At 62.0% G+C, this 20,896-nt stretch carries 14 protein-coding genes and 1 tRNA gene; 12 read left to right on the top strand and 3 right to left on the bottom strand.

From position 1 onward, the window contains the following. Positions 1-215 precede the first annotated feature (215 nt). Together P3T22_RS04035 and P3T22_RS04030 are read left to right on the top strand one after the other, a co-directional pair. Entirely contained in the window at positions 216-3,158 is a 2,943-nt protein-coding gene (locus P3T22_RS04035; protein WP_429324279.1) for a DUF2339 domain-containing protein, read from the top strand. Next, positions 3,155-4,684, top strand: a complete 1,530-nt coding sequence (locus P3T22_RS04030; protein ID WP_429324278.1) for a DUF3999 domain-containing protein — start codon at positions 3,155-3,157, stop codon at positions 4,682-4,684. Before P3T22_RS04035 ends, P3T22_RS04030 begins: the two co-directional genes overlap by 4 nt. Before the next feature lie 105 nt (positions 4,685-4,789). Here P3T22_RS04030 and P3T22_RS04025 read toward each other — a convergent pair whose 3' ends face one another. After that, a complete protein-coding gene (locus tag P3T22_RS04025) occupies positions 4,790-5,242 on the bottom strand; it encodes a MarR family winged helix-turn-helix transcriptional regulator (protein ID WP_063496281.1) in 453 nt (150 codons plus the stop codon). Positions 5,243-5,305: 63 nt separating this feature from the next. Continuing rightward, positions 5,306-6,451 carry a glycerate kinase gene (locus P3T22_RS04020; protein ID WP_429324277.1) on the bottom strand — a complete coding sequence of 382 codons (1,146 nt, stop codon included), beginning with the start codon at positions 6,449-6,451 and terminating at the stop codon, positions 5,306-5,308. Positions 6,452-7,033: 582 nt separating this feature from the next. Between P3T22_RS04020 and tig the strand changes: the two genes are divergently transcribed. From tig to P3T22_RS03985, 7 genes are all read left to right on the top strand, one after another. Further along, positions 7,034-8,380, top strand: a complete 1,347-nt coding sequence (gene tig / locus P3T22_RS04015) for a trigger factor (protein ID WP_429324276.1) — start codon at positions 7,034-7,036, stop codon at positions 8,378-8,380. A gap of 205 nt (positions 8,381-8,585) precedes the next feature. After that, positions 8,586-9,239 carry an ATP-dependent Clp endopeptidase proteolytic subunit ClpP gene (gene clpP / locus P3T22_RS04010; protein WP_007182010.1) on the top strand — a complete coding sequence of 218 codons (654 nt, stop codon included), beginning with the start codon at positions 8,586-8,588 and terminating at the stop codon, positions 9,237-9,239. A gap of 197 nt (positions 9,240-9,436) precedes the next feature. Further along, positions 9,437-10,708, top strand: coding sequence for an ATP-dependent Clp protease ATP-binding subunit ClpX (gene clpX, locus P3T22_RS04005; RefSeq protein WP_020065906.1), 1,272 nt, complete (start codon positions 9,437-9,439; stop codon positions 10,706-10,708). Positions 10,709-10,910: 202 nt separating this feature from the next. After that, positions 10,911-13,337, top strand: a complete 2,427-nt coding sequence (gene lon, locus P3T22_RS04000; protein ID WP_063496278.1) for an endopeptidase La — start codon at positions 10,911-10,913, stop codon at positions 13,335-13,337. A 344-nt stretch (positions 13,338-13,681) separates the two neighbouring features. After that, complete coding sequence (locus P3T22_RS03995) at positions 13,682-13,954, top strand: HU family DNA-binding protein (protein ID WP_063496277.1); 273 nt, start codon at positions 13,682-13,684, stop codon at positions 13,952-13,954. A 149-nt stretch (positions 13,955-14,103) separates the two neighbouring features. Next, positions 14,104-14,179, top strand: a tRNA-Val gene (locus P3T22_RS03990). A 117-nt stretch (positions 14,180-14,296) separates the two neighbouring features. After that, complete coding sequence (locus P3T22_RS03985) at positions 14,297-14,584, top strand: hypothetical protein (protein WP_148662159.1); 288 nt, start codon at positions 14,297-14,299, stop codon at positions 14,582-14,584. 400 nt (positions 14,585-14,984) lie between these two features. On the opposite strand, the gene P3T22_RS03980 is transcribed toward P3T22_RS03985, so the two are convergent. Beyond that, positions 14,985-15,194, bottom strand: coding sequence for a hypothetical protein (locus tag P3T22_RS03980; protein WP_063496275.1), 210 nt, complete (start codon positions 15,192-15,194; stop codon positions 14,985-14,987). Between the two features lie 404 nt (positions 15,195-15,598). On the opposite strand from P3T22_RS03980, the gene P3T22_RS03975 reads away from it, so the two are divergent. The 3 genes from P3T22_RS03975 (at position 15,599) to P3T22_RS03965 (ending at position 20,785) form a co-directional block, all read left to right on the top strand. After that, on the top strand, positions 15,599-17,191 hold the full coding sequence (locus P3T22_RS03975) for an EAL domain-containing protein (protein ID WP_429324275.1): 1,593 nt from the start codon (positions 15,599-15,601) through the stop codon (positions 17,189-17,191). Between the two features lie 217 nt (positions 17,192-17,408). Further along, on the top strand, positions 17,409-19,853 hold the full coding sequence (locus tag P3T22_RS03970; protein WP_429324274.1) for an ATP-binding protein: 2,445 nt from the start codon (positions 17,409-17,411) through the stop codon (positions 19,851-19,853). Next, complete coding sequence (locus P3T22_RS03965; RefSeq protein ID WP_429324273.1) at positions 19,841-20,785, top strand: GGDEF domain-containing protein; 945 nt, start codon at positions 19,841-19,843, stop codon at positions 20,783-20,785. The genes P3T22_RS03970 and P3T22_RS03965 overlap by 13 nt, the downstream gene beginning before the upstream one ends. Positions 20,786-20,896 lie beyond the last annotated feature (111 nt).

Here is a 20,896-nt window from a genome sequence, read left to right as displayed (position 1 = left end):
CTGAGGTGGTGACTGAAGGCCCGGTGGCCGATCCCGAATTTTGACATGGTTGACGGGTTGCCGTGAACGCGGCGGCCTGGCCGGCTCCGCCGTGCTCGAAGCGTGACGAAGGTGTTCAGCGCAGTTACTCTATTAAACGTCGTTGACGCAATACTCGCGGATTAATACGTGCGACAAACGGATCTCGCAACAGAAGACAATAAAAGAGGGATGCGATGAACGTGATATTTGCCGTGATCGGCGCGATCGTCGGGGTGTTGGCCGCCTTGTCGAACGATTTCCCGATCGGCTACGGTGCGCTGATGGGCGGGGTGGCCGGCTTTGCGCTCGCACGTCTGCTGCAAAAGAAGTCCTTGGGTGCCGCGAACGAACCCGCGTCCAAACCGGCGGCGACCGATAGCGGGAGTCCAATCCGCAGCCCATCCAGCGAACTGGCCGCGCGCGTCGAGCGACTCGAGCGCGAGATCGTCGTTCTGCGCGGCGAGATCCGCGAATGGCGGGCCAGCGTCACGGGGGCATCGGCGACCGGGAGCGTGGATGGCGAGCCGGCAGCGTTCAAACTGCGTCCGGCCGATGATGTGCCGCATCCCTACGCGATGCCAGCCGCGACAGAGCAGAAGCCGCCGCGCGAGCCTGCGGCAACGCCGGCGCAACCGGCCGCCATACACCTGACGGTGAGCGCCAGTGCGGTCAGGCCGTCCGCGTCGGCCGGTGCGCTTTCATCGAGCGAACCGCTGCCAGCGCAGACCCCGTCCGCACCACCGTCTCCGCCCGTACCGCCGCGCGGCGCCGGTCCCGATCTCGCCGAGCGCCTCCTCAAACGCGGACGCGACTGGCTATACGGCGGCAACACGGTCGTGCGGGCCGGCGTCGTCGTGTTGTTCTTCGGCATTGCGTTCCTGCTCAAATACGCCGCCGACAACAGCCTGCTGCCGATCGAATTCCGCCTCGCCGGTGTGGCGCTTGCCGCGACCGTCCTGATCGGGCTCGGGTGGCGCATCGGCGAGCGTCGCGGCGCGTACGGGCTGATCTTGCAGGGCGGCGGCGTCGGTGCGCTCTATCTGACCGTGTTCGCCGCCACCAGGCTCTACCATTTGCTGCCGGCGGCCGCCGCCTTGCCGCTGATGCTCGCGATCTGCGGCTTGAGCGCCTTTCTGGCGGTGCGGCAGAACGCGTCGTCGCTGGCCTTCATGGGCAGCGCGGGCGGCTTCCTCGCGACGGTGCTCCTGTCGACGGGCGGCGGCAATCACGTGATGCTGTTCAGCTACTACGCGCTGCTCAACGCGGGCATTTTCGCGATCGCGTGGTTCAAGGCGTGGCGGCCGCTGAATCTGCTTGGCTTTGTGTTCACGTTTTCGATCGGCGCTGTGTGGGGCGTAACGGCTTACCGGCCTGAGTTGCTTGCCAGCACCGAGCCGTTCCTGATTCTGTTCTTCCTGATGTATGTCGGCATCGCGTTGCTCTACGCGGTGCGCCGCGAGGTCGCGCTCAAGCATTACGTCGACGGCACGCTGGTGTTCGGCACGCCGCTCGTCGCGATCGGTCTGCAAGCGGCGCTGATGAAGGGCACCGAGTTCGGTCTGGCGTGGAGCGCGGTGGCGCTGGCGGCGCTCTACCTCGCGATCGCGGGCTGGCTGGCGCGGCGGCACGCGCGCCTTGGCATGATGTTCGAGGCCATGCTCGCGCTGGCCGTGATCTTCGTCACGCTCGCTGTGCCGCTCGCTTTCACCGGACCGACCACGAGCGCGGCCTGGGCAATTGAAGGCGCCGCGATCACCTGGCTCGCTGTGCGTCAGCGGCGCCTGATCGCGTTTGGCTTCGGCTTGCTGATGCAACTGGCCGCGGCGGGCGCGTATGTTGTCGGCATGCTCGCGCAGATCGATGGCGCGCATGCGTGGCCGGTCCTGAACGGCGCGTACATCGCGACCGTGCTGATCGCGATCGCGGGCATCTTCACGGGATGGCGGTTGCATGGGCGCAGCGAAGCGGGCGCGTGGCACGCATGGATGCCGCAGATCGGCCTCGTCGCCAGCGTGTGGGGGCTGTCGTGGTGGATATCGGGCGGTCTCCACGAGATCCACGCCTACGTGCAGGCGCATCTTGCGTATGGCCATGATCGTTTCGAAACCGCCGTCGTCGCGCTGTTCGCCGTTCTAACAGCATGGCTCGCGCACGGCGCGCGCCGCGAGCTGCGTTGGCCGCTCGCCGAACTGCCGGCACTGGCGCTCGTGCCGGTCCTCGCTCTGCTGACCTTGAGTCTATTCATGCTGAGCATGGTCCCGGTCAGCAGTTACGGTTGGCTGGCTTGCACGGTCGTCGCAGCGTCCACCTACCTGCTGCTTTGGCGTCAGCAGTGCGACGTCGGCGATCGTGTGCTCGCGCCCCTGCATACGCTGATGTTCTGGACGGCCGGCGCGCTCGTCGCGCTCGAAGGCTACTGGGGCTTGCGCGCCTACGTGCCGGAAGGCGCATGGAGCTGGAGCGCGTGGGCTTATGGCGTCGGCATTCTGCTGCTATTGGTGGCGGGCGTCGGGCATCGTTTGCGCTGGCCGGTCGCGCGCTTCGTAGAGGCCTATCAGGTGTGGGCCACGGCGCCGCTCGCCGCCTTGCTCTGGATCTGGAGCATCGCGAGCGTGACGAGCGACGGCAGCGCCGCGCCCCTTTTCTGGCTGCCGATCGCGAATCCGCTGGATGTGGCGCAGATCCTTGCGTTTATCGCCTGCGCCGTGTGGCTGCGGCGCCTGCGCGCACTGGGCGTGCACGGGCGTCCGCGGGCTTTCGACTACGCGGTGCTCGCGACCTTGTTCCTGTGGTTCAACGCGTTGCTGCTGCGCACACTGCATCATTGGATCGGCGTGCCGTACCAGCTCGACGAAATGTCACACTCGATGCTGGTGCAGGCTTCGGTATCGGTGTTCTGGACGGTCTGCGCGTTGGCTGTGATGATCTGGGCGACTCGGCGGGCCAGCCGGATATTCTGGTTCATCGGCGGCGGCCTGCTGGCGGCGACCGTCGTCAAACTATTCCTGTTCGACCTGTCGCACGTGACCGGTATCGAGCGGATTGTGTCGTTCATCGGTATCGGCCTGATGTTGCTCCTGATTGGCTACTTCTCGCCGTTGCCGCCTAAAGCGGCTGTTCTGGAAACTGAGCAATGAAGCGTGTCTTGATAGTGACGGGGTGGTGTCTTGCGATCTCGTCCGTATGGGTGTCGACGGCGGCCGTAGCGGCCGATCGGTTTGCGCAGCGCTTTGCGCTCGAACTCGAGAGCGGCGCCGCCTATTACAGCGTGACGCTTCCGGCTGCCGTCTACGCCGCCAGCCAGCGCGGGGATCTCGGCGACGTGCGCGTGTTCAATGGCGCCGGCGAACCGGTGCCGTATTCGCTCGAGGCGCCGCGCGAGCCTTCCAGCGCACCGGCCGCCTTGCGTCCGGTGCGCTGGTTTCCGTTGCCGTCCGCCGCTTCCGGCAGCAGTAGCGGCGCGCCACTCGGCGTGACGATTGCCGCCGACGGATCGCTGCGTGCAACGTCAGCGCCACCGGACCGCGCGCAACATGACGCCGACCTGATCGACGTCGCGCGCGAGACGCGAGGGGAGGCTCAGATCGACGCATTGGTCGTCCATGTGCGTGACGACAATTATCAGGGGCGAGTCAGCGTCGAATCGAGTGACGATTTGCGCAACTGGCAACCCGCCGGCGAGGCGCAACTGCTCAAGGTGAGCTACAACGGCAGCACGCTGAGCCAGGACCGTATCGAGTTCAACGGCATGCGCGCACGTTACCTGCGTTTGCATTGGCTCGACGGCGAGCCGTACATCGAGTCGATCGACGCTCAGGTGCAGGCGGCCAGCGCCGGCAATGCACAGCGCGCGGATACCCAGCGGGAATGGCGCGAAGGCATCGTCGCCCACGCGGGTCCGAAAGCCGGCGAGTATTTCTTCGAGACCGGCGGCCCTTATCCCATCGATCGTTTGCGCCTGAATCTGCCGCAGCCGAATACTGTGGCGCCCGCTGTCGTCTACTCGCGTGCGGGACTGGAGTCGGCCTGGAGAGAAGTATCGAGCGCGATGCTCTTCCGGTTGCACAACGGCACGGTGGAGCAAAGCAATCCATCGCTTGAAATGGCGCTCGACACCGATCGTCAGTGGCGCGTGGTGGTCGATACGCGCAATGGCGGTTTGGGAAGCGGCACGTTGACTGTCGCAGCGGGCTGGCGTCCGGCGGCACTCACTTTCGTCGCGCGCGGGGCCGCGCCATTCACGCTGGCGGTGGGGAGTGCGGCCGCGGTGTCGTCAGCGGTGAGCCGGGCGGATCTGCTGATGGGCGCTTCGTCGGTCGCCGTCACGGCGCGGCTGGGCGAGGCGTTGCCCGTTGGGCTGGAGGGCGATGCGCAGTCGCCGGGCAAAGACCACGATGCAATGCGGCGCTATATGTTGTGGGCGGCGTTGTTGCTGGCTGTCGGCTTGCTCGGTGCGATCGCCTGGCGGCTTGCGCGTGGCGCTCAGGTGCAGGCCGGAGCCCAGGCTGGCGGTGTGGCTGGAGGAGTGGCCGATGGCGGCGCAGGAGCGGGCGGCGCTGGCGGATCGGCAGGTGGTGCGCCCAGCGGGTCAGGTGCAGCAAGCGCTACAGCTAACGATGCAGGCGCGGCTGGCGCTGATGGTCAAAACACCGGAAAGCGCTGACTTCGGCGCGGGCGTATTCCGACGTGGGGGATTGCACAGAGCCGGAAGATTGGGACGCGCCGAGGGATTGCACTGCGCGGGCACCTGGCGCTGGCGCGTCGTTACTTACTCCTCGCGCTCCGACATCGAATTGATGATCTTGTCGAGCGCCTGGCCGAACGCGAGCTTCTCCTGCTCGTCGAGGCAGTCGAACATATCCCCGTTCCACTTACGCGCGATCGGCATCACCTTGCGATAGAGCGCGCGGCCTTCAGGGGTCAGCGACACCAGCACGACGCGGCCGTCTTCAGCGCTCGGCTCGCGTTTCACGAGTCCTTGCTTGATCAACGCCTCGGCCGCACGGCTCGCCTGACTCTTGTCGAGGTTGGCGTGCCGCGCCAGTTCCATGATCGAAAACGGTCCGAACGAGCCCACCGACGCAATCACCCGTGCTTCAGGCAATGTCACGCCCAATTTGTCCTGATAGCGCACGCCGATGCCACGCTCCGCGAGTTTGTTCAGGACATGCAGACGGTACGTCAAGAACTGTTCGAGTCCGGTTTTGGCGGAGGCCTTCATGCTCTTCCCGTGATGAGTGGCGCGGTCGCGGCGCTGTGATTGTTGCCGCAACCGTCCTGCCGGTCAACGCGCGCCGTATTTCAGGCGCGTCAACTGTTCGGCTGCGTCGGCCAAAAGACGCGCCGCGTCGCGAATTGCAACATCGAGGGTGATCGGCCCGGGGGCCGGCGAGAAGCAGCCACTGAAGTATTCGGCAAGGCGCGGTAGCGCCGCGGAGTCGACCGCACCGGAGAGCAGCGTGGCCGGCACGCCCGCTGCCTGCGCATGACGGCAAGCGATGAACGGCGCTTTGCCGTGCAGCGTTTGCACGTCCGAGCGGCCTTCGCCGGTGATCAGCCAGTTCGCGCCTCCAAGCGCCGCGTCCAGGCCGATCTGCCGTGCGACGGTTTCCGCCCCCGGCTCGAACTGCGCGTCCAGCATGTGCAGCGCGAAGCCGAGACCGCCGGCCGCACCCGCGCCGGGTTGGTTGCGTGCGGAGCGCCCCAGCGCCGCCTCGAGCAGATCGGCGAAGCGGGTGAGGGCGGCGTCGATGGGGGCAACCTGTTCCGGCTTCACCCCCTTTTGCGGTCCGAACACAGCGGTCGCGCCGTGCTCGCCGGTCAGCGGGTTGTCCACATCCGACATGCCGACGAACTGCGTGTCCGCGAGACGGGCGTCCAGTTGCGAGACGTCGAGGCGCGCGACGCGAGCGAGTTGTTCGGGCGTGGCGTCAAGTTCCTTGCCTTCCGCGTCGAAAAATTTCAGGCCGAGACCGGCCAGCAAGCCGGCGCCGCCGTCGTTCGTGCTGCTGCCGCCGAGCGCGACGAAAAAGCGCCGCACGCCCGCGTCGAGCAGTGCGCGAATCGCTTCGCCCATACCGCGGGTGCTGCGCGCCTCGACCGGCACGCCCATGCCGACCGGATCGGTAATGCCGACGATTTCCGCTGTTTCGATGATCGCGCTGCCATCCGCAAGCAGGCCAGTGAGTGCCTCGCGCACTGGACCGGCCGCGCCGCGCACGCTCAGCGTGCGGCGTTCGCCGCCGCTTGTGAGCATGGCGTCGAGCGTGCCTTCGCCGCCATCGGCCATCGGGCAGATGCGCACAGTGGCGTCCGGCCGGGCGCGCTGGATGCCGGACGCAATCGCCTGCGCGACCTGTTCCGCGCTGAGCGAACCTTTGAAGGAATCGGGAGCAATGACGACGACAGGCGAGGACGGCAGGTTCGGCATGGTGTCTCTGAATGGTTGGAGTCGTTGCTAGGGCGGGTGGCATAAACAGATAGAGGCGCAGCCCCGAGCGCGTCCACTAGCTTATCAGCATGGGCGCACCGACTGAATATGTCGAATGGCATAGCCGGGATTGTCCGCCGGAAGGCGTGTGGGAATCATGAGTGGAAACGCGAGCGGCAAGCGCGGCATTGTCGGCCACGCAGGTCCTTCTGGCGGATTCGGCACCGGTGAAAGGGGCCGCTAAACTGCCACAAGCACCGCCGCAAGCAGGCTGGAAACTGGCAGGGAGTGGGCGCAAGGCAGGGCCACCAGGCAGCCGCCAAGCGAGCCGCAAAGAGGTGAAAAACAGTGCGGAAAGCGGCTTGAACCCCGATAAAAACGCGCGCAATCATCGAATCCCGGCTAGGCGCGCAAATAGTTTGCTAAAATATTCGGCTCTTTAGACCCAAACCGTGCTGCCGGTGGCCTGCAAGGCCGCGGCGCAGGCGCTGAATCGATCAGACGCGCGATGCGAAGCGACATCGAAAAGCGGCACGTAGAAGATAACTGATTCGCTCGAATAATTTTAGGACGATTGAAGCCATGGCTAACGTTGTTGAAAACCTCGGCAAGCTCGAACGCCGCGTCACGATTTCCCTGCCGAAGGACGCCGTGCAGAAGGAAGTGGACTCGCGTATCCGCCAACTCGCGAAGAACGTGCGCATGCCGGGTTTTCGCCCGGGCAAGGTGCCGCTCAAGATGGTCACCCAACAGTATTCGGGCCAGGTGGAAGCCGAAGTCCTGAGCGACAAGGTCGGCAAGGAGTTTTTCGACATCAGCCGCGCCGAAAACCTGCGCGTTGCCGGCCAGCCGAGCTTCGCGCCGAAGGCCGACGTTGCTGAAGGCGACTACGCGTTCGACGCGACCTTCGAGGTGTATCCGGAAGTGAAGCTGGGCGACGTCGCCACGGCTGAAATCGAACGCACCACGACCACCATCAGCGAAGCGGAAATCGACCGCACGCTGGACATCCTGCGCAAGCAGCGCGTGCACTTCCACGCTCGCGGCGACTCTGGCGAACACGGCGACGGCGGCGCGGACACGGCGGCTAAAGACGGCGACCGCGTGACGGTCGACTTCGTCGGCAAGATCGACGGTGAAGTGTTCCAGGGCGGCAGCGCAGAAGACTTCGCATTCGTGCTGGGCGAAGGCCGCATGCTGCCGGAATTCGAAAAGGCGGCGCTCGGCCTGAAGGGCGGCGAGTCGAAGGAATTCGACCTGGCTTTCCCGGCTGACTATCACGGCAAGGATGTCGCGGGCAAGACCGCGCAATTCACGATCACGATGAAGAAGATCGAGTGGCCGCATCTGCCGGACATCGACGCCGAGTTCGCGAAATCGCTCGGTATCGAAGACGGCGATCTGGTCAAGATGCGCGCTGAGATCAAAGACAATCTCGAGCGCGAAGCGAAGCGCCGCACGCAAGCTATTGTCAAGAACCAGGTCATGGACGCGCTCCTGAAGATTTCGGAACTCGACGTGCCGAATGCGCTGATCGAACAGGATCAGGAGCGTCTGGTCGGCATGGCGCGTCAGGACCTCGAGCAACGTGGCGTGCCGAACGCTGCCGACGCACCGATCCCGGCTGAAATGTTCAAGGAACAGGCTGAGCGTCGCGTGAAGCTGGGCCTCGTGCTGGCCGAGCTGGTCAAGGCTAACGAGCTGCAAGCCAAGCCGGAGCAGATTCGTGCCGAAGTCGACGAATTCGCGAAAAGCTACGAAGACCCGAAGGAAGTCGTCCGCTGGTATTATTCCAATCAGCAACGTCTTGCCGAAATGGAAGCGTACGTCGTTGAAGCCAACGTCGTCGATTTCGTCCTCAGCAAGGCCAAGGTGACGGACAAGGAAGTAAGCTTCGAAGAACTGGCAAGCGCAACGGCGCAAGCATAAGCGTCGCTGCAACGGCGTGCCGGCTGTCGGAGCGACGGCTCGCACGCCGTTTTTTTGTGCTGTGAAAGTACGTGCGTTTTGCACGGCGTGTTTCGCCCAGCGCCGCACACCGCGTTTGTGCTGATCGCGCACTTGAATATGGGCTCGTCGACTACACCTGTCTAGCATCTAATATTTAGAATATCTCCAGACAAGGATCCATTGCATGACCTTTCGCGCCCAAATGCTGGACACGTTGACCTCCCAGTCGTCGCGGGATCTCGAAGCGCAGGCGCTCGGACTGGTGCCGATCGTCGTGGAAACGAGCGGCCGCGGCGAGCGCTCGTATGACATCTATTCACGTCTGCTGAAGGAACGCATCGTGTTCCTGGTCGGCGAAGTGAACGACCAGACGGCCAACCTCGTCGTCGCGCAAATGTTGTTCCTTGAAAGCGAAAATCCGGACAAGGACATCAGCTTCTACATCAACAGCCCGGGCGGTTCCGTCTCGGCTGGGATGGCAATCTACGACACGATGCAGTTCATCAAGCCGGACGTGTCGACGCTGTGCATGGGCCTCGCGGCCAGTATGGGCGCGTTCCTGCTGGCGGCCGGCGCAAAGGGCAAGCGTTTTGCGCTGCCGAATTCGCGCGTGATGATTCACCAGCCGCTGGGCGGCGCGCGCGGTCAGGCGTCGGACATTGAAATCCAGGCGCGCGAAATCCTGTACCTGAAGGAAAGGCTGAATCATCTGCTCGCGCATCACACTGGCCAACCTGTCGAGCGTATCGCCCGTGACACCGACCGGGACAATTTCATGTCTGGCGATGACGCGCAAGCTTACGGTCTGGTTGACCAGGTGGCGCACAAGCGTCCTTGAAGTGTCCTTGAATCGCCGGTGCGGTCTTGCCCCAAAACGGGACGAGGCCGTCATCGGACCGGTTGTGAAATAATCAAGACTCGTCCGAGCGCCTGCGGCAAACGCCGTCACCTTGGCTCAAGCCCTGCCGCGCCCAAACTGCGAGGCCGGGGCAAACGGCGTATCATGTAATCGAGTGTCCGGAGGCTCACACATCTATGGCGGACAAGAAAGGTTCTAACAGCGAAAAGCTGTTGTATTGCTCGTTCTGCGGCAAGAGCCAGCATGAAGTCAAAAAGCTGATTGCAGGCCCGTCGGTGTTCATCTGTGATGAATGTATCGACCTGTGCAACGAAATCATTCGCGATGAAGCTGCAGGCGCGGGCATTGAGGCGGGCTTGTCCAAGTCCGATCTGCCGAGTCCGCAGGAAATCCGTGAAATCCTCGACCAGTACGTGATCGGTCAGGAGCGCGCGAAGAAGATTCTCGCGGTTGCGGTGTACAACCACTACAAGCGCCTCAAGCATCTCGACAAGAAAGACGAGATCGAACTGTCCAAGAGCAACATCCTGCTGATCGGCCCGACCGGTTCCGGCAAGACCTTGCTCGCGCAGACGCTCGCGCGTCTTCTGAACGTCCCGTTCGTCATTGCGGATGCAACGACGCTGACGGAAGCCGGCTACGTCGGCGAAGACGTCGAGAACATCATCCAGAAGCTGCTGCAGAACTGCAATTACGAAGTCGACAAGGCCCAGCGCGGCATTGTCTACATCGACGAAATCGACAAGATCAGCCGCAAGTCCGACAACCCGTCGATCACCCGCGATGTGTCGGGCGAAGGCGTGCAACAGGCTTTGCTGAAACTGGTTGAAGGCACGATGGCGTCGGTGCCGCCGCAGGGTGGCCGTAAGCATCCGAATCAGGACTTTATCCAGGTCGACACCACCAATATTCTGTTCATTTGCGGTGGCGCATTCGACGGTCTCGAGAAGGTCATTGTCGACCGTACCGAGAAGACCGGCATCGGCTTCGGCGCGAGCGTGAAGAGCAAGCAGGACCGCGACGCCGGCGAAGTGCTGCGCGAAGTGGAGCCGGAAGATCTGATCAAGTTCGGCCTGATTCCGGAACTGATCGGTCGTCTGCCGGTGGTGGCGACGCTCGGCAAGCTCGACGAAACGGCGCTGATGAAGATCCTCGTCGAACCGAAGAATGCCTTGGTGAAGCAATACCACAAGCTGTTCAACATGGAACGCGTCGAACTCGAAATTCGCCCGGCTGCGCTGCAGGCTGTTGCGCGTAAGGCGATTCGTCGCAAGACAGGCGCCCGGGGGCTGCGTTCGATCCTGGAGCAGGCGCTGCTTGATGTCATGTACGACTTGCCGCAAATGAAAGGCGTTAGCAAGGTCATCATCGACGACAACGTAATTGACGGCGACGGCAAACCGTTACTGATCTACGAAGACGCGCCAAAAGTGGCGGGTTCGAACTGATCGGCTTTCGGGTTCTGCAAAAAAAGCCGTTCATGGCGACGTGAACGGCTTTTTTCGTTTATCGTGTGGTCAGGATGGTTGTTTTCACTATGGAGTCACTGAACCTTCGGAGTCACTGAACTTTTCCCACACGCGGAGGCTTGCAATCTTTTCTGCTGGCCTCACCTATCGAACGAACTGATTCCACTCATGGGGAAATGAAATGTCAGGAACCCAACTCCTTCCGCCGGAACGCATTACGCTCCCGCTGCTCCCGCTGCGTGACGTAGTCGTCTTCCCGCACATGGTGATTCCGCTCTTCGTAGGCCGCCCGAAGTCGATCAAGGCTCTCGAAGCAGCGATGGAAGGCGGCAAGCACATCATGCTCGTCGCCCAGAAAACGGCTGCGAAAGATGAGCCGACCGAAAAGGACATGTACGAAGTAGGGTGTGTTGCCAACATCCTGCAAATGCTGAAGCTGCCCGACGGCACCGTTAAGGTGCTCGTCGAAGGCTTGCAGCGCGCAAAAACGCTTTCCATCGAAGAACAGGAAACGCAGTTTTCGTGCGAAGTCATGCCGCTCGAACCCGACCACGCCGACAGCGCTGAAACTGAAGCGCTGCGCCGCGCGATCGTGTCGCAGTTCGACCAGTATGTGAAACTGAACAAGAAGATTCCGCCGGAGATCCTGACGTCGCTGTCGGGCATCGACGAGGCTGGGCGTCTGGCCGATACGATCGCGGCGCATCTGCCGCTCAAGCTCGACCAGAAGCAGCACATCCTCGAAATGTTCCCGGTGATCGAGCGCCTCGAGCATCTGCTCGCGCAACTCGAAGCCGAGATCGACATCCTGCAGGTCGAAAAGCGCATCCGTGGGCGTGTGAAACGCCAGATGGAGAAGAGTCAGCGCGAGTACTACCTGAACGAACAGGTCAAGGCGATCCAGAAGGAACTGGGCGAAGGCGAAGAAGGTGCGGATCTCGAGGAACTCGAGAAGCGCATCACGGCTGCCCGCATGCCGAAGGAAGCGAAGAAGAAGGCCGACGCCGAGCTGAAGAAACTCAAGCTGATGTCACCGATGTCGGCTGAAGCAACGGTCGTGCGCAACTACATCGATACGCTGATCGGCTTGCCGTGGCGCAAGAAGAGCAAGGTCAACAACGACCTCTCGAATGCGGAACGCGTGCTCGACGAAGACCACTTCGGTCTCGAGAAAGTGAAGGAACGCATTCTCGAGTATCTCGCGGTCCAGCAACGTGTCGACAAGGTGAAAGCGCCGATCCTGTGTCTCGTTGGGCCTCCGGGTGTTGGTAAGACGTCGCTGGGTCAGTCGATCGCTCGCGCTACGAACCGCAAGTTCGTGCGTATGGCGCTCGGCGGCGTGCGCGACGAAGCCGAGATTCGCGGTCACCGTCGTACGTACATCGGTTCGATGCCCGGCAAGATCCTGCAAAGCCTGACCAAGGTCGGCGTGCGCAATCCGCTCTTCCTGCTCGACGAAGTCGACAAGATGGGCCAGGATTTCCGCGGCGATCCGTCCTCGGCTCTGCTGGAAGTGCTCGATCCGGAACAGAACCATACGTTCGCCGATCACTACGTCGAAGTCGACTTCGATCTGTCGGACGTGATGTTCGTGGCGACGTCGAACTCGCTGAACATACCGCCGCCGCTGCTCGACCGGATGGAAGTGATCCGTCTGTCGGGTTACACGGAAGACGAGAAGGTCAGCATCGCGCAACGTTATCTTTTGCCCAAGCAGAAGAAGAACAACGGCCTCAAGGATGGCGAGGTCGATGTGACGGAAACCGCGATCCGCGACATCATTCGTTACTACACGCGTGAAGCGGGCGTCCGTTCGCTCGAGCGTGAAATTTCGAAGATCTGTCGCAAGGTCGTGAAGATGCTTCTGCTGAAGAAGGCGGCAGGCGCGGTGACGGTCGACGGCAGCAATATCGACACCTTCCTCGGCGTGCGCAAGTACGACTTCGGTCTGGCCGCGAAGGAAAATCAGGTTGGCCAGGTCACGGGTCTTGCGTGGACAGAAGTGGGCGGCGATCTGCTGACCATCGAAGCCGCGGTGATGCCGGGTAAGGGCAATGTGATCCGCACGGGTTCGCTCGGCGACGTGATGAAGGAATCCGTCGAAGCTGCGCGCTCGGTGGTCCGCTCGCGTTCGCGCCGTCTGGGCGTCAAGGACGAAGCGTTCGAGAAGCAGGACATTCACATCCACGTGCCGGAAGGCGCGACGCCGAAAGACGGTCCGTCGGCCGGTATCGCGATGACAACCGCGCTGGTGTCGGTGTTGACCGGTATTCCGGTTCGTGCCGATGTCGCGATGACGGGCGAAATCACGTTGCGTGGCGAAGTCCTGCCGATCGGCGGCCTGAAGGAAAAACTGCTGGCAGCGCATCGCGGCGGTATCAAGCTGGTGCTGATTCCGGAAGAAAACGTCAAAGACTTGACGGAAATTCCGGACAACGTGAAGAACGCAATCGAAATCGTGCCGGTCCGGTGGATCGACAAGGTGCTCGAGTTGGCGCTGGAGCGCGTGCCTCAGGCATTGCCGGAAGAAGAGCCGAAGCCGGCTGCGCCTGTCGCAGCGGCTGAGCCAGGCAAGGAAGCCGGTGCGACGGAAGTCGTGAAGCACTAAGTTAGCCAGCGGCGAAAGCTGTTTGCTGCAAAGAACCCGCGATCTGAACGGTCGCGGGTTTTTTATTGCCGGCGAGATATAGAAAGACACGTCTGAAACGCACGCAATCCCACCTTTTGAGCAAAGAGCGCTCTCAGCCGCAGACTGGTTGTGCGCGCATCGATTTGCGGCAAGATCGGGTTATAAGCAGCGTCATCCAGAGCCGCTCGAATCAGGCTCAACCCCGCTTGACACAAGGGTTTCGGCCAATTCTAATGAGTCGGCTTGGCGTTGGCCGCCAGCCGCGTGATACTAGGTGCTGTAGAGCACCGTCACGATTGCCATAAACATTCTCGGGGGTTGGAATGAATAAAACGGAATTGATCGATCACATTGCGCAGCAAGCCGATATTTCGAAGGCCGCTGCAGGCCGTGCACTGGATGCGGTGATCGGTGGGGTCAAAGGTGCGTTGAAGCAAGGCGGTTCGGTGACTTTGGTCGGTTTCGGTACGTTTGCCGTGGGCAAGCGTACTGCGCGTACAGGACGCAATCCGCGCACCGGCGCTGCCATCAAGATCAAGGCAGCGAAGATTCCTAAATTTAGGCCTGGCAAAGCTCTGAAGGATGCGCTAAACTAATGGGCTTGCTGCTTGAGGAGCTGCGGATTCGTTAGAAAGAAGTGCGGCGAATTCTGTGTGACTTGCTCCAGGTGATGCGCAATTGCATGAGTTAGGGTGCAAGTTGATAAATCGGGCAGCAAATGCAGGAGCACGGTGAATCGCGAAACGGGTGCTTAGCTCAGTTGGTAGAGCGGCGCCCTTACAAGGCGTAGGTCGGGAGTTCGAGCCTCTCAGCACCCACCATTTCCGTTTCGTGAGGACGTCCATAAGCGTCCATAGATGTCCGGAGCAATCCGCTGAAACCCGCATGGCTAATGGCTCTGCGGGTTTTTTATTGCCTGTCGCCAATTAAAAGACGAAATGGCTGGTCACGGCTTTCGTGCAACTGGTCGTGCCCTTATTCGAGAGCGCCTTGGGTATGCCAAAGAAATCGTCGAGCGACATCTTGCCCACGGCCGTGACGAGGAACTTGGGGATGCATACGATCGAGCCCAGTTCCCGGAAATCGCCCAATCTATTACACATTCTCTTGAATACGGCGGAGCGATCCAAACGCTTTCCCGCTCCTGTATCGAGCAATATGACGAAACAGGGAATCACCATGCTGAAATTATCAAAAAAATTTCTATCGCACATATTGCTCGCTGAGCAAAGACCGCATTAGGATGGGGCACCCTGGTGCGCGGTGAAATAGCGGCAAGTGCCCCGGTTCCCGGATAGGTGCACGGGCTTTCTTCCTCTTCCCGATGGAGCAAGGTCCGAGTGAAAGTGAACGGCCATTGCAGCGACTGGTCATTCCGCACTGCTTGATGTTGTCCGTAAGCAGTGTATGCACCCAGAAGGCCGACGGAATTAGCCTCGGCCAGATGATTGAAGTGCAGTCTCGAAAAAAGCTCCGAATACGGCTAGTTGCTCAGTTTCGGATGCACAAGGCTGGTGGCCGATGCTGCGAGGACGCGTAGGGAGAAACTACATGTTCCCGAGATTCAGATCAGGCGTCCCTGTCTTTCTTCTGATGCTCGTCGCCTTGGGCAGTACGGCATCCGAATCAATGGCGCAAACCGCCCGGCAACTGGTCACCCAGGTCATTGACGAGCGCCAAACCGTCGAACTGGCCGGCAAGACCCGCCCCGAGGTGAGCGCTGGGGGTGATCGCGAACGCGTCGAAGACACGCTCATTCTTGAGCGCATGCAGCTCCTCCTGAAGCGTCCGGCCGAGAGGGAAGCCGCACTCGTTCGCTTCATCGACCAGCTCCACGATTCGAAGTCACCCTATTTCCAAGCTATTCGAAGGCCTACGGCACCGGTGCGGGTTGGAACTTTGCCACCGGTATCGGCGCGGCCAACGTCACCAATCTGGTGAACGCGCGGCCGCGTTGACAAGGATCCCGAGGTCCAGGAAGACCTGGATGAGATGGGTGACTTCGTTCCGGTTCTGATAATCATGCTGGAGTGGATAGCCCCCGTCACTTCGTCGTCTGAGCTTGTGCTTGTTGCGCAGCCAACGGTCTTCGCCCTGCGGGCCGATCCCATTGGCCACGTAACGGGTCCGTATATTCATCAGGGTCGCGGTTTCGGTAAATTTGTCTTACGATAATCGTGCGCCGACGACCATCGATATCAGTTCCGGATGCGGGCAGTTCCCCCTCACTTTGGGTTGCCATGTCAGAGATCTCGAAATCTGCCAGCCTCTCGCTGCCCGCTGGGGCCAGCGGCCCGGTGCCGATATGGAGCGGGATCGGGCCGCGTCTGTCGCTACTCGTCGCAACCGGCGGCAGCGCTCTTGTCCTGGTAGCCGCGGTTCTGTTCGGGGAGTACGGTGCGACTCGCGCGCTGGCGGCCCATGAGCGGCTGATCGGCAACGATCTGGTCGCGTCCGTCGACCGTATATTGAACGACGTCAGGGCGCGCCGGCGGACCGAACTGGTAGCTCTCGTGGGACGACCGTGTGGCGATGTCCGACGTCCCCTGGCGCAGTTGCAGACATATGTGCGGTACGTTCGTGGTCTGAATCTTGTGGTCGACGGGCGGGTTTATTGTTCCTCCGGCCTGGGACAGATCGACGTTCCGCTGTCGGTCTATGTCAGGTCGACCGCGACGGGCACCAGTATCAACCTGCTGCCGCAGACCCCGTTCCATCCAGGCGATCCGGTCCTCACGATGTTCGATGCGACCGGCCAGGGCACCGGCATCCTGTACCTGATCGCGGGCACCTATATTGCGGATGCGCTCGCGCACGGAGTGAGATTCAGTGCACAGCATGTCGCCCTGTCGATAGCTGGCGTCGGGCTTCTGACGGACAACGACGGGTTCGTGCCGGTCGCGAAATCCGCGCCGTCTTACACGACAAATGTAACTTCTGGCGCGTGGCCGTTTTCCATCACGTTGTCCTCGTCGCCCGAATTCGCTTCCCAGCTGCGCTGGCAGTACCGGCTATATTCTGGCGCTGCGGGCGTCCTGCTGGACATGCTCATCATCACCCTGTATCTGCTCGCGTTTGCTCCAGACCGTCTGCTCCTGAACGCGGTTCGCCGCGGGTTACGGCAACACGAGTTTCACGTCGTTTATCAACCCATCGTCGACGTCGCCAGTCGGGACACGGTCGGCGTGGAGGCCCTGTTACGCTGGGATCATCCGAAGAAGGGGCCTATCGGTCCGTCCTTTTTCATGGCCGAGGTCGAGACCAGTTCGCTTCTTGCCGTGGTGACGGGATTCGTGCTGCGCACCGCAGTGGCGGAGATGAGCCGTCACGCGCCAACGCTGCCGTTGCGCGTAGCGGTCAATATCGCACCAGGGGACCTGGAGAGAAAGGGTTTTGCAGCGGAAGTGTTGGCCGTGAGCAGAACGCTGCCGGGAGGCATCAGTCTGGTCCTGGAGCTGACTGAACGGTTCCTTCTGAACGAAAGCGCCCATACCATGGCTGCCTTCAGGGCACTCAAGGCAGGCGGTGTCAGATTCGCTATCGATGACTTCGGGACGCACCATAGCAACCTTGATCTCCTCAGCCGGTTTCCTTTCGACTACGTGAAGATCGACCGTCAGTTTGTGAGTCAGGCCGATACAGGTGGCGCCGGGCTGATCAAGGCCGTCGTGTCCGTTGCGCATCATTTCGGCTTGCAGGTCATCGCCGAAGGTGTGGAAACCGAGGAGCAGCATCGGGCGTTGCGAGCCGTAGGCGTGTCGCTCGGTCAGGGTTATCTCTATCAGAGACCCCTGCGAGCGGAACAACTCGTAAGGCAGAAGGAACGCCGGTAAGCGGTGCGGCGAGTGTCGTACCGAACTGCATGTACCGGCCGGCCCGCTTGTTCCGGCCCGCAGGCGTGTCCACGCAGGGAAGAGCTTCACCGTCTACCGCATGTCCCATAACGCGCGGCCGACGGCGACACGTATTGCACCCCAGCCTTGACATTGACTCAAATTTATTGATCATAAAGTATGAACACGATGCGGTCAGCCTGGGCCTCGATACGACATGAAGACTGAAACCTTACCGCGCTGGTCGAAGGCGTCGGTGGCGGCAATGCCGCCGGTCTGGCTGATATTCGTGTTGCCTACGGCCTATTTCCTGGCCGCGTTCATTTCCATTTCCTTTTTTGGCACCGATACGCCGATCTGGGCGTCCAACGCCTTCGCGGTAGCGGCCCTGCTGCGCAACCCACGCCGAACCTGGCCGGTTCTGTTGGCGCTGGCGGCCTGCGCTGACTATCTCGCCCTCGCCATTACCGGTACGCCGGTCATCGCCTTCGGGATCATTCTGTGTGATGCCTTCGAAATATCATCGGTCGCCTTCCTGGTGCAACTCACCGGCGCGTCAGCGTTGAGCGAAAGCATGTGGGCCATGGCAAAACTCGCGGCGATCTGCACGCTGGTGCCGCTCATCAGTTCGACGGGCGGCGCGCTGCTGGTGGCCCTGAGCTTCGGCGCGCCATTCGTCGCCACCTGGCTCACCTGGTATCTATCCGTCACCTGCGGGCTGATCACGGTCACTCCGCTGCTGCTGGCCTGGACCGACAAACGGTTGTGGCAGGAGGAGCGCAAGTCGTGGCAGGCCATCCTGCAGGTCCTGACCATCGCGCTGGCCGTGGGCGCACTGGGCTATCTCGATTTCCGCTACCACGTCACCGGGATGGACCTGTCCGTGCCGTTTCTCCTTCTGGCAACATTTGGTGGCGGGCTGCTCGGCGCCACCACCGCATCCGCGGCGCTGGCCATTGCGACGATCCTGGTTACGATGGCGGGCCACGGGCCCATAGCGGTCTCCGCGGGGACCGACACCATCAAGGAAATTCAGGGTATCCAGATTTTCATCGCCTACATTCTGCTAATCGCGCTGCCCGTGGGCGCGATTCTGGAGCAGCGCCAGCGCATGAACGTGCAGCTGCGGGAGCGGCAGCGCGATGTGCAAAGAGCCGCGCAGGCCAAGTCCGATTTCCTGGCTGTCATGAGCCATGAGATCCGCACGCCGCTGACCAGCGTGCTGGGGGTCGCGGATCTCTTGTACCAGGACGACCTGTCCCCGCAGCACCGGACCTATGTGAAACAGATCCAATCCTCCGGCCGCTATCTCCTCTCCGTTATCAACGACATCCTCGACTTCTCCCGTCTTGACGCCGGCAAGATGGAGGTCGAGACGATCGACTTCGAGCTACCGCGGATGATCGAGCCTGTGCGCTCGCAGATGGCGCCCCTGGCCACGGAGCGGCATCTGGCGCTGCACTTCGAGCTGGACAACGTGCCGCCGCTGAAGGGGGATCCGACCAAGCTGCGTCAGATTCTCACCAATCTCATCGCCAACGCGATCAAGTTTACCTCGCAAGGGGTCGTGACCGTTACCGGCGTTTGGCAGCCCACAGGCGCAGAGCGTGGAATATGCCGGTTCGAAGTGCGCGATACGGGAATCGGCATCCCGGTGGAAAAGCAGGCTCACCTGTTCGACGCCTTCAGTCAGGCCGATACCTCGACGACGCGCCGCTACGGCGGCAGCGGCCTTGGCCTTGCCATCTGTAAGCGTCTCGTTGAGGCACTGGGCGGAACGATAGGTGTGGAAAGTCTCTCGGGTGTGGGCAGCCGGTTCTGGTTCGAGGTGCCAATGACACTGGGCAAACCCACCGGGTTGGAGGAGTCGGAAAAATTGGGCATGATGACACGCAGCCCGCAACGCGTGCTCCTGGCAGAGGATGTGGAGACCAACAGGATGCTGGTCACAAGAATGCTGCGCACGCAGGGCTATCAGCTGGTGGCGGTGGAAACGGGCGAGCAGGCGCTGGCGGCGGCCACGGACGAGGATTTCGACCTGATCCTGATGGATGTGAACATGCCGGTCATGGACGGGATGGAGGCGACGCGGCGCATTCGCACCCTGCCGGCGCCGCGCGGCAGGGTGCCCATTCTGGCACTGACGGCCAACGTTTTGCCGGAAGACCTGCTGCGCTACCAGGCCGCCGGCATGACCACGACGATCACGAAACCGATCGACTGGCAGCGGCTGTTCGACGCCATGGCCCGCTATGGCCAGAACGGCCGGGGGGCGGACGCGCCGCACACTGGCCTGTCCGCCGTCGGACAGGAACTGCGCGAGCAGCTGCACCGGCTTGACGACGGTACGGGCGCGGGCATGAGGGACATTGCCCGCCTGTTCATTCAAGACACGCAGCGGCGCCTCTCGGAGCTTGGCCCGACGCTGGAAGCGGCCGACGCCGACGGGGTCGCCAGGTTGGCGCATGCGATCAAGGGCAGCGCGGGGAATCTCGGCCTGCGGCGTCTGGCGAGCCTGTGCGACGAGATCGAGACCGCGGCTCGCACCGCCGAGCTTGAGGCCGTGCCCGTACGCCTGGATGATGCCGAAGCCGAATTCGCCGGAATTTGCGAGGCTCTCGCGCAACTCAACACTGAACCGCTCCCGCCATGCGCGTCCTGATTGCCGAAGACGACGCTTCCTCGCGCTTGATCCTGGAAATCCAGATGCGGCGGCTGAAGCATGAGCTCGTGTCCGCCAGCGCCGGTGAGGAGGCGTGGCGACTATTCCAGGACAACGATGTCGATGTCGTCATCAGCGACCGGGAAATGCCCGGCATGGATGGGCTGGAACTTTGCCGGCGGATCCGCGCCTCCACCCGGCTGGAAAAATATGTTTACTTCATCTTCATTACGTCGTCGGGCAGCAAAGTCAATATCCTCGACGGAATGCAGGCCGGCGCGGACGATTATCTCGCCAAACCACTCGACCCCGACCAGTTGGCCATACGTCTTCTGGTGGCGCACAGGATTACCGCGCTGCACAGGCAACTCGCCACCCAGCAGAGGGAGCTGGAGCATTTCAATGCGCGGCTGTTCGAGCTGGCGCGCACCGACCCGCTGACGGAACTGTATAACCGCCTCAGGCTCCGCGAGGATCTCAGCCTGTTTCCGGCATGGGCTCCCAGCGGGCCGCACGGGTTCTGCGCCATCATGCTCGACGTCGATTATTTCAAAGCGTACAACGACCATTGCGGGCATTTCGCCGGTGACGCGGTGCTCAAAGCTGTGGCCGGTGTGTTGCACCAGAACATGCGCCCGGGCGGGCGCGGCTACCGTTTCGGCGGCGAGGAATTTCTCGTTATCCTGCCGGCGCAATCGTTGCGCGATGGCTGTCAGGCGGCGGAGAATTTTCGCGAGACGGTCGCGGCAATGGCGCTGCCGCACATGGGAAGTCCCAGCGGAGTGCTTACTGTTTCTGCGGGCGTGGCCGAGTGGCCGCGCGACGGCATGATGGTGAACGCGTGGCTGAAGCGGGCGGATGAAGCGCTGTACCTGGCAAAGGCGCAGGGCCGGAATCGGGTTCATCCGGCGCCCGATGATCCGCAAGCGTAGGGCCTATCCATTCTTAACGACCGCCTTAACGGATATGCGACAGATTGATGCGCGGTCGAAACGCCTTGAGGGTGCAGGGGCCGCTCCCTGCGGCGATTACAGGAACGATTC

Origin of the sequence: Paraburkholderia sp. GAS348 (assembly GCF_050434205.1) — a bacterium.
Classification (GTDB): Bacteria; Pseudomonadota; Gammaproteobacteria; order Burkholderiales; family Burkholderiaceae; genus Paraburkholderia.
Note: the sequence above shows the minus strand (reverse complement) of the source record. Positions and strands in the feature narration are given on the sequence as shown.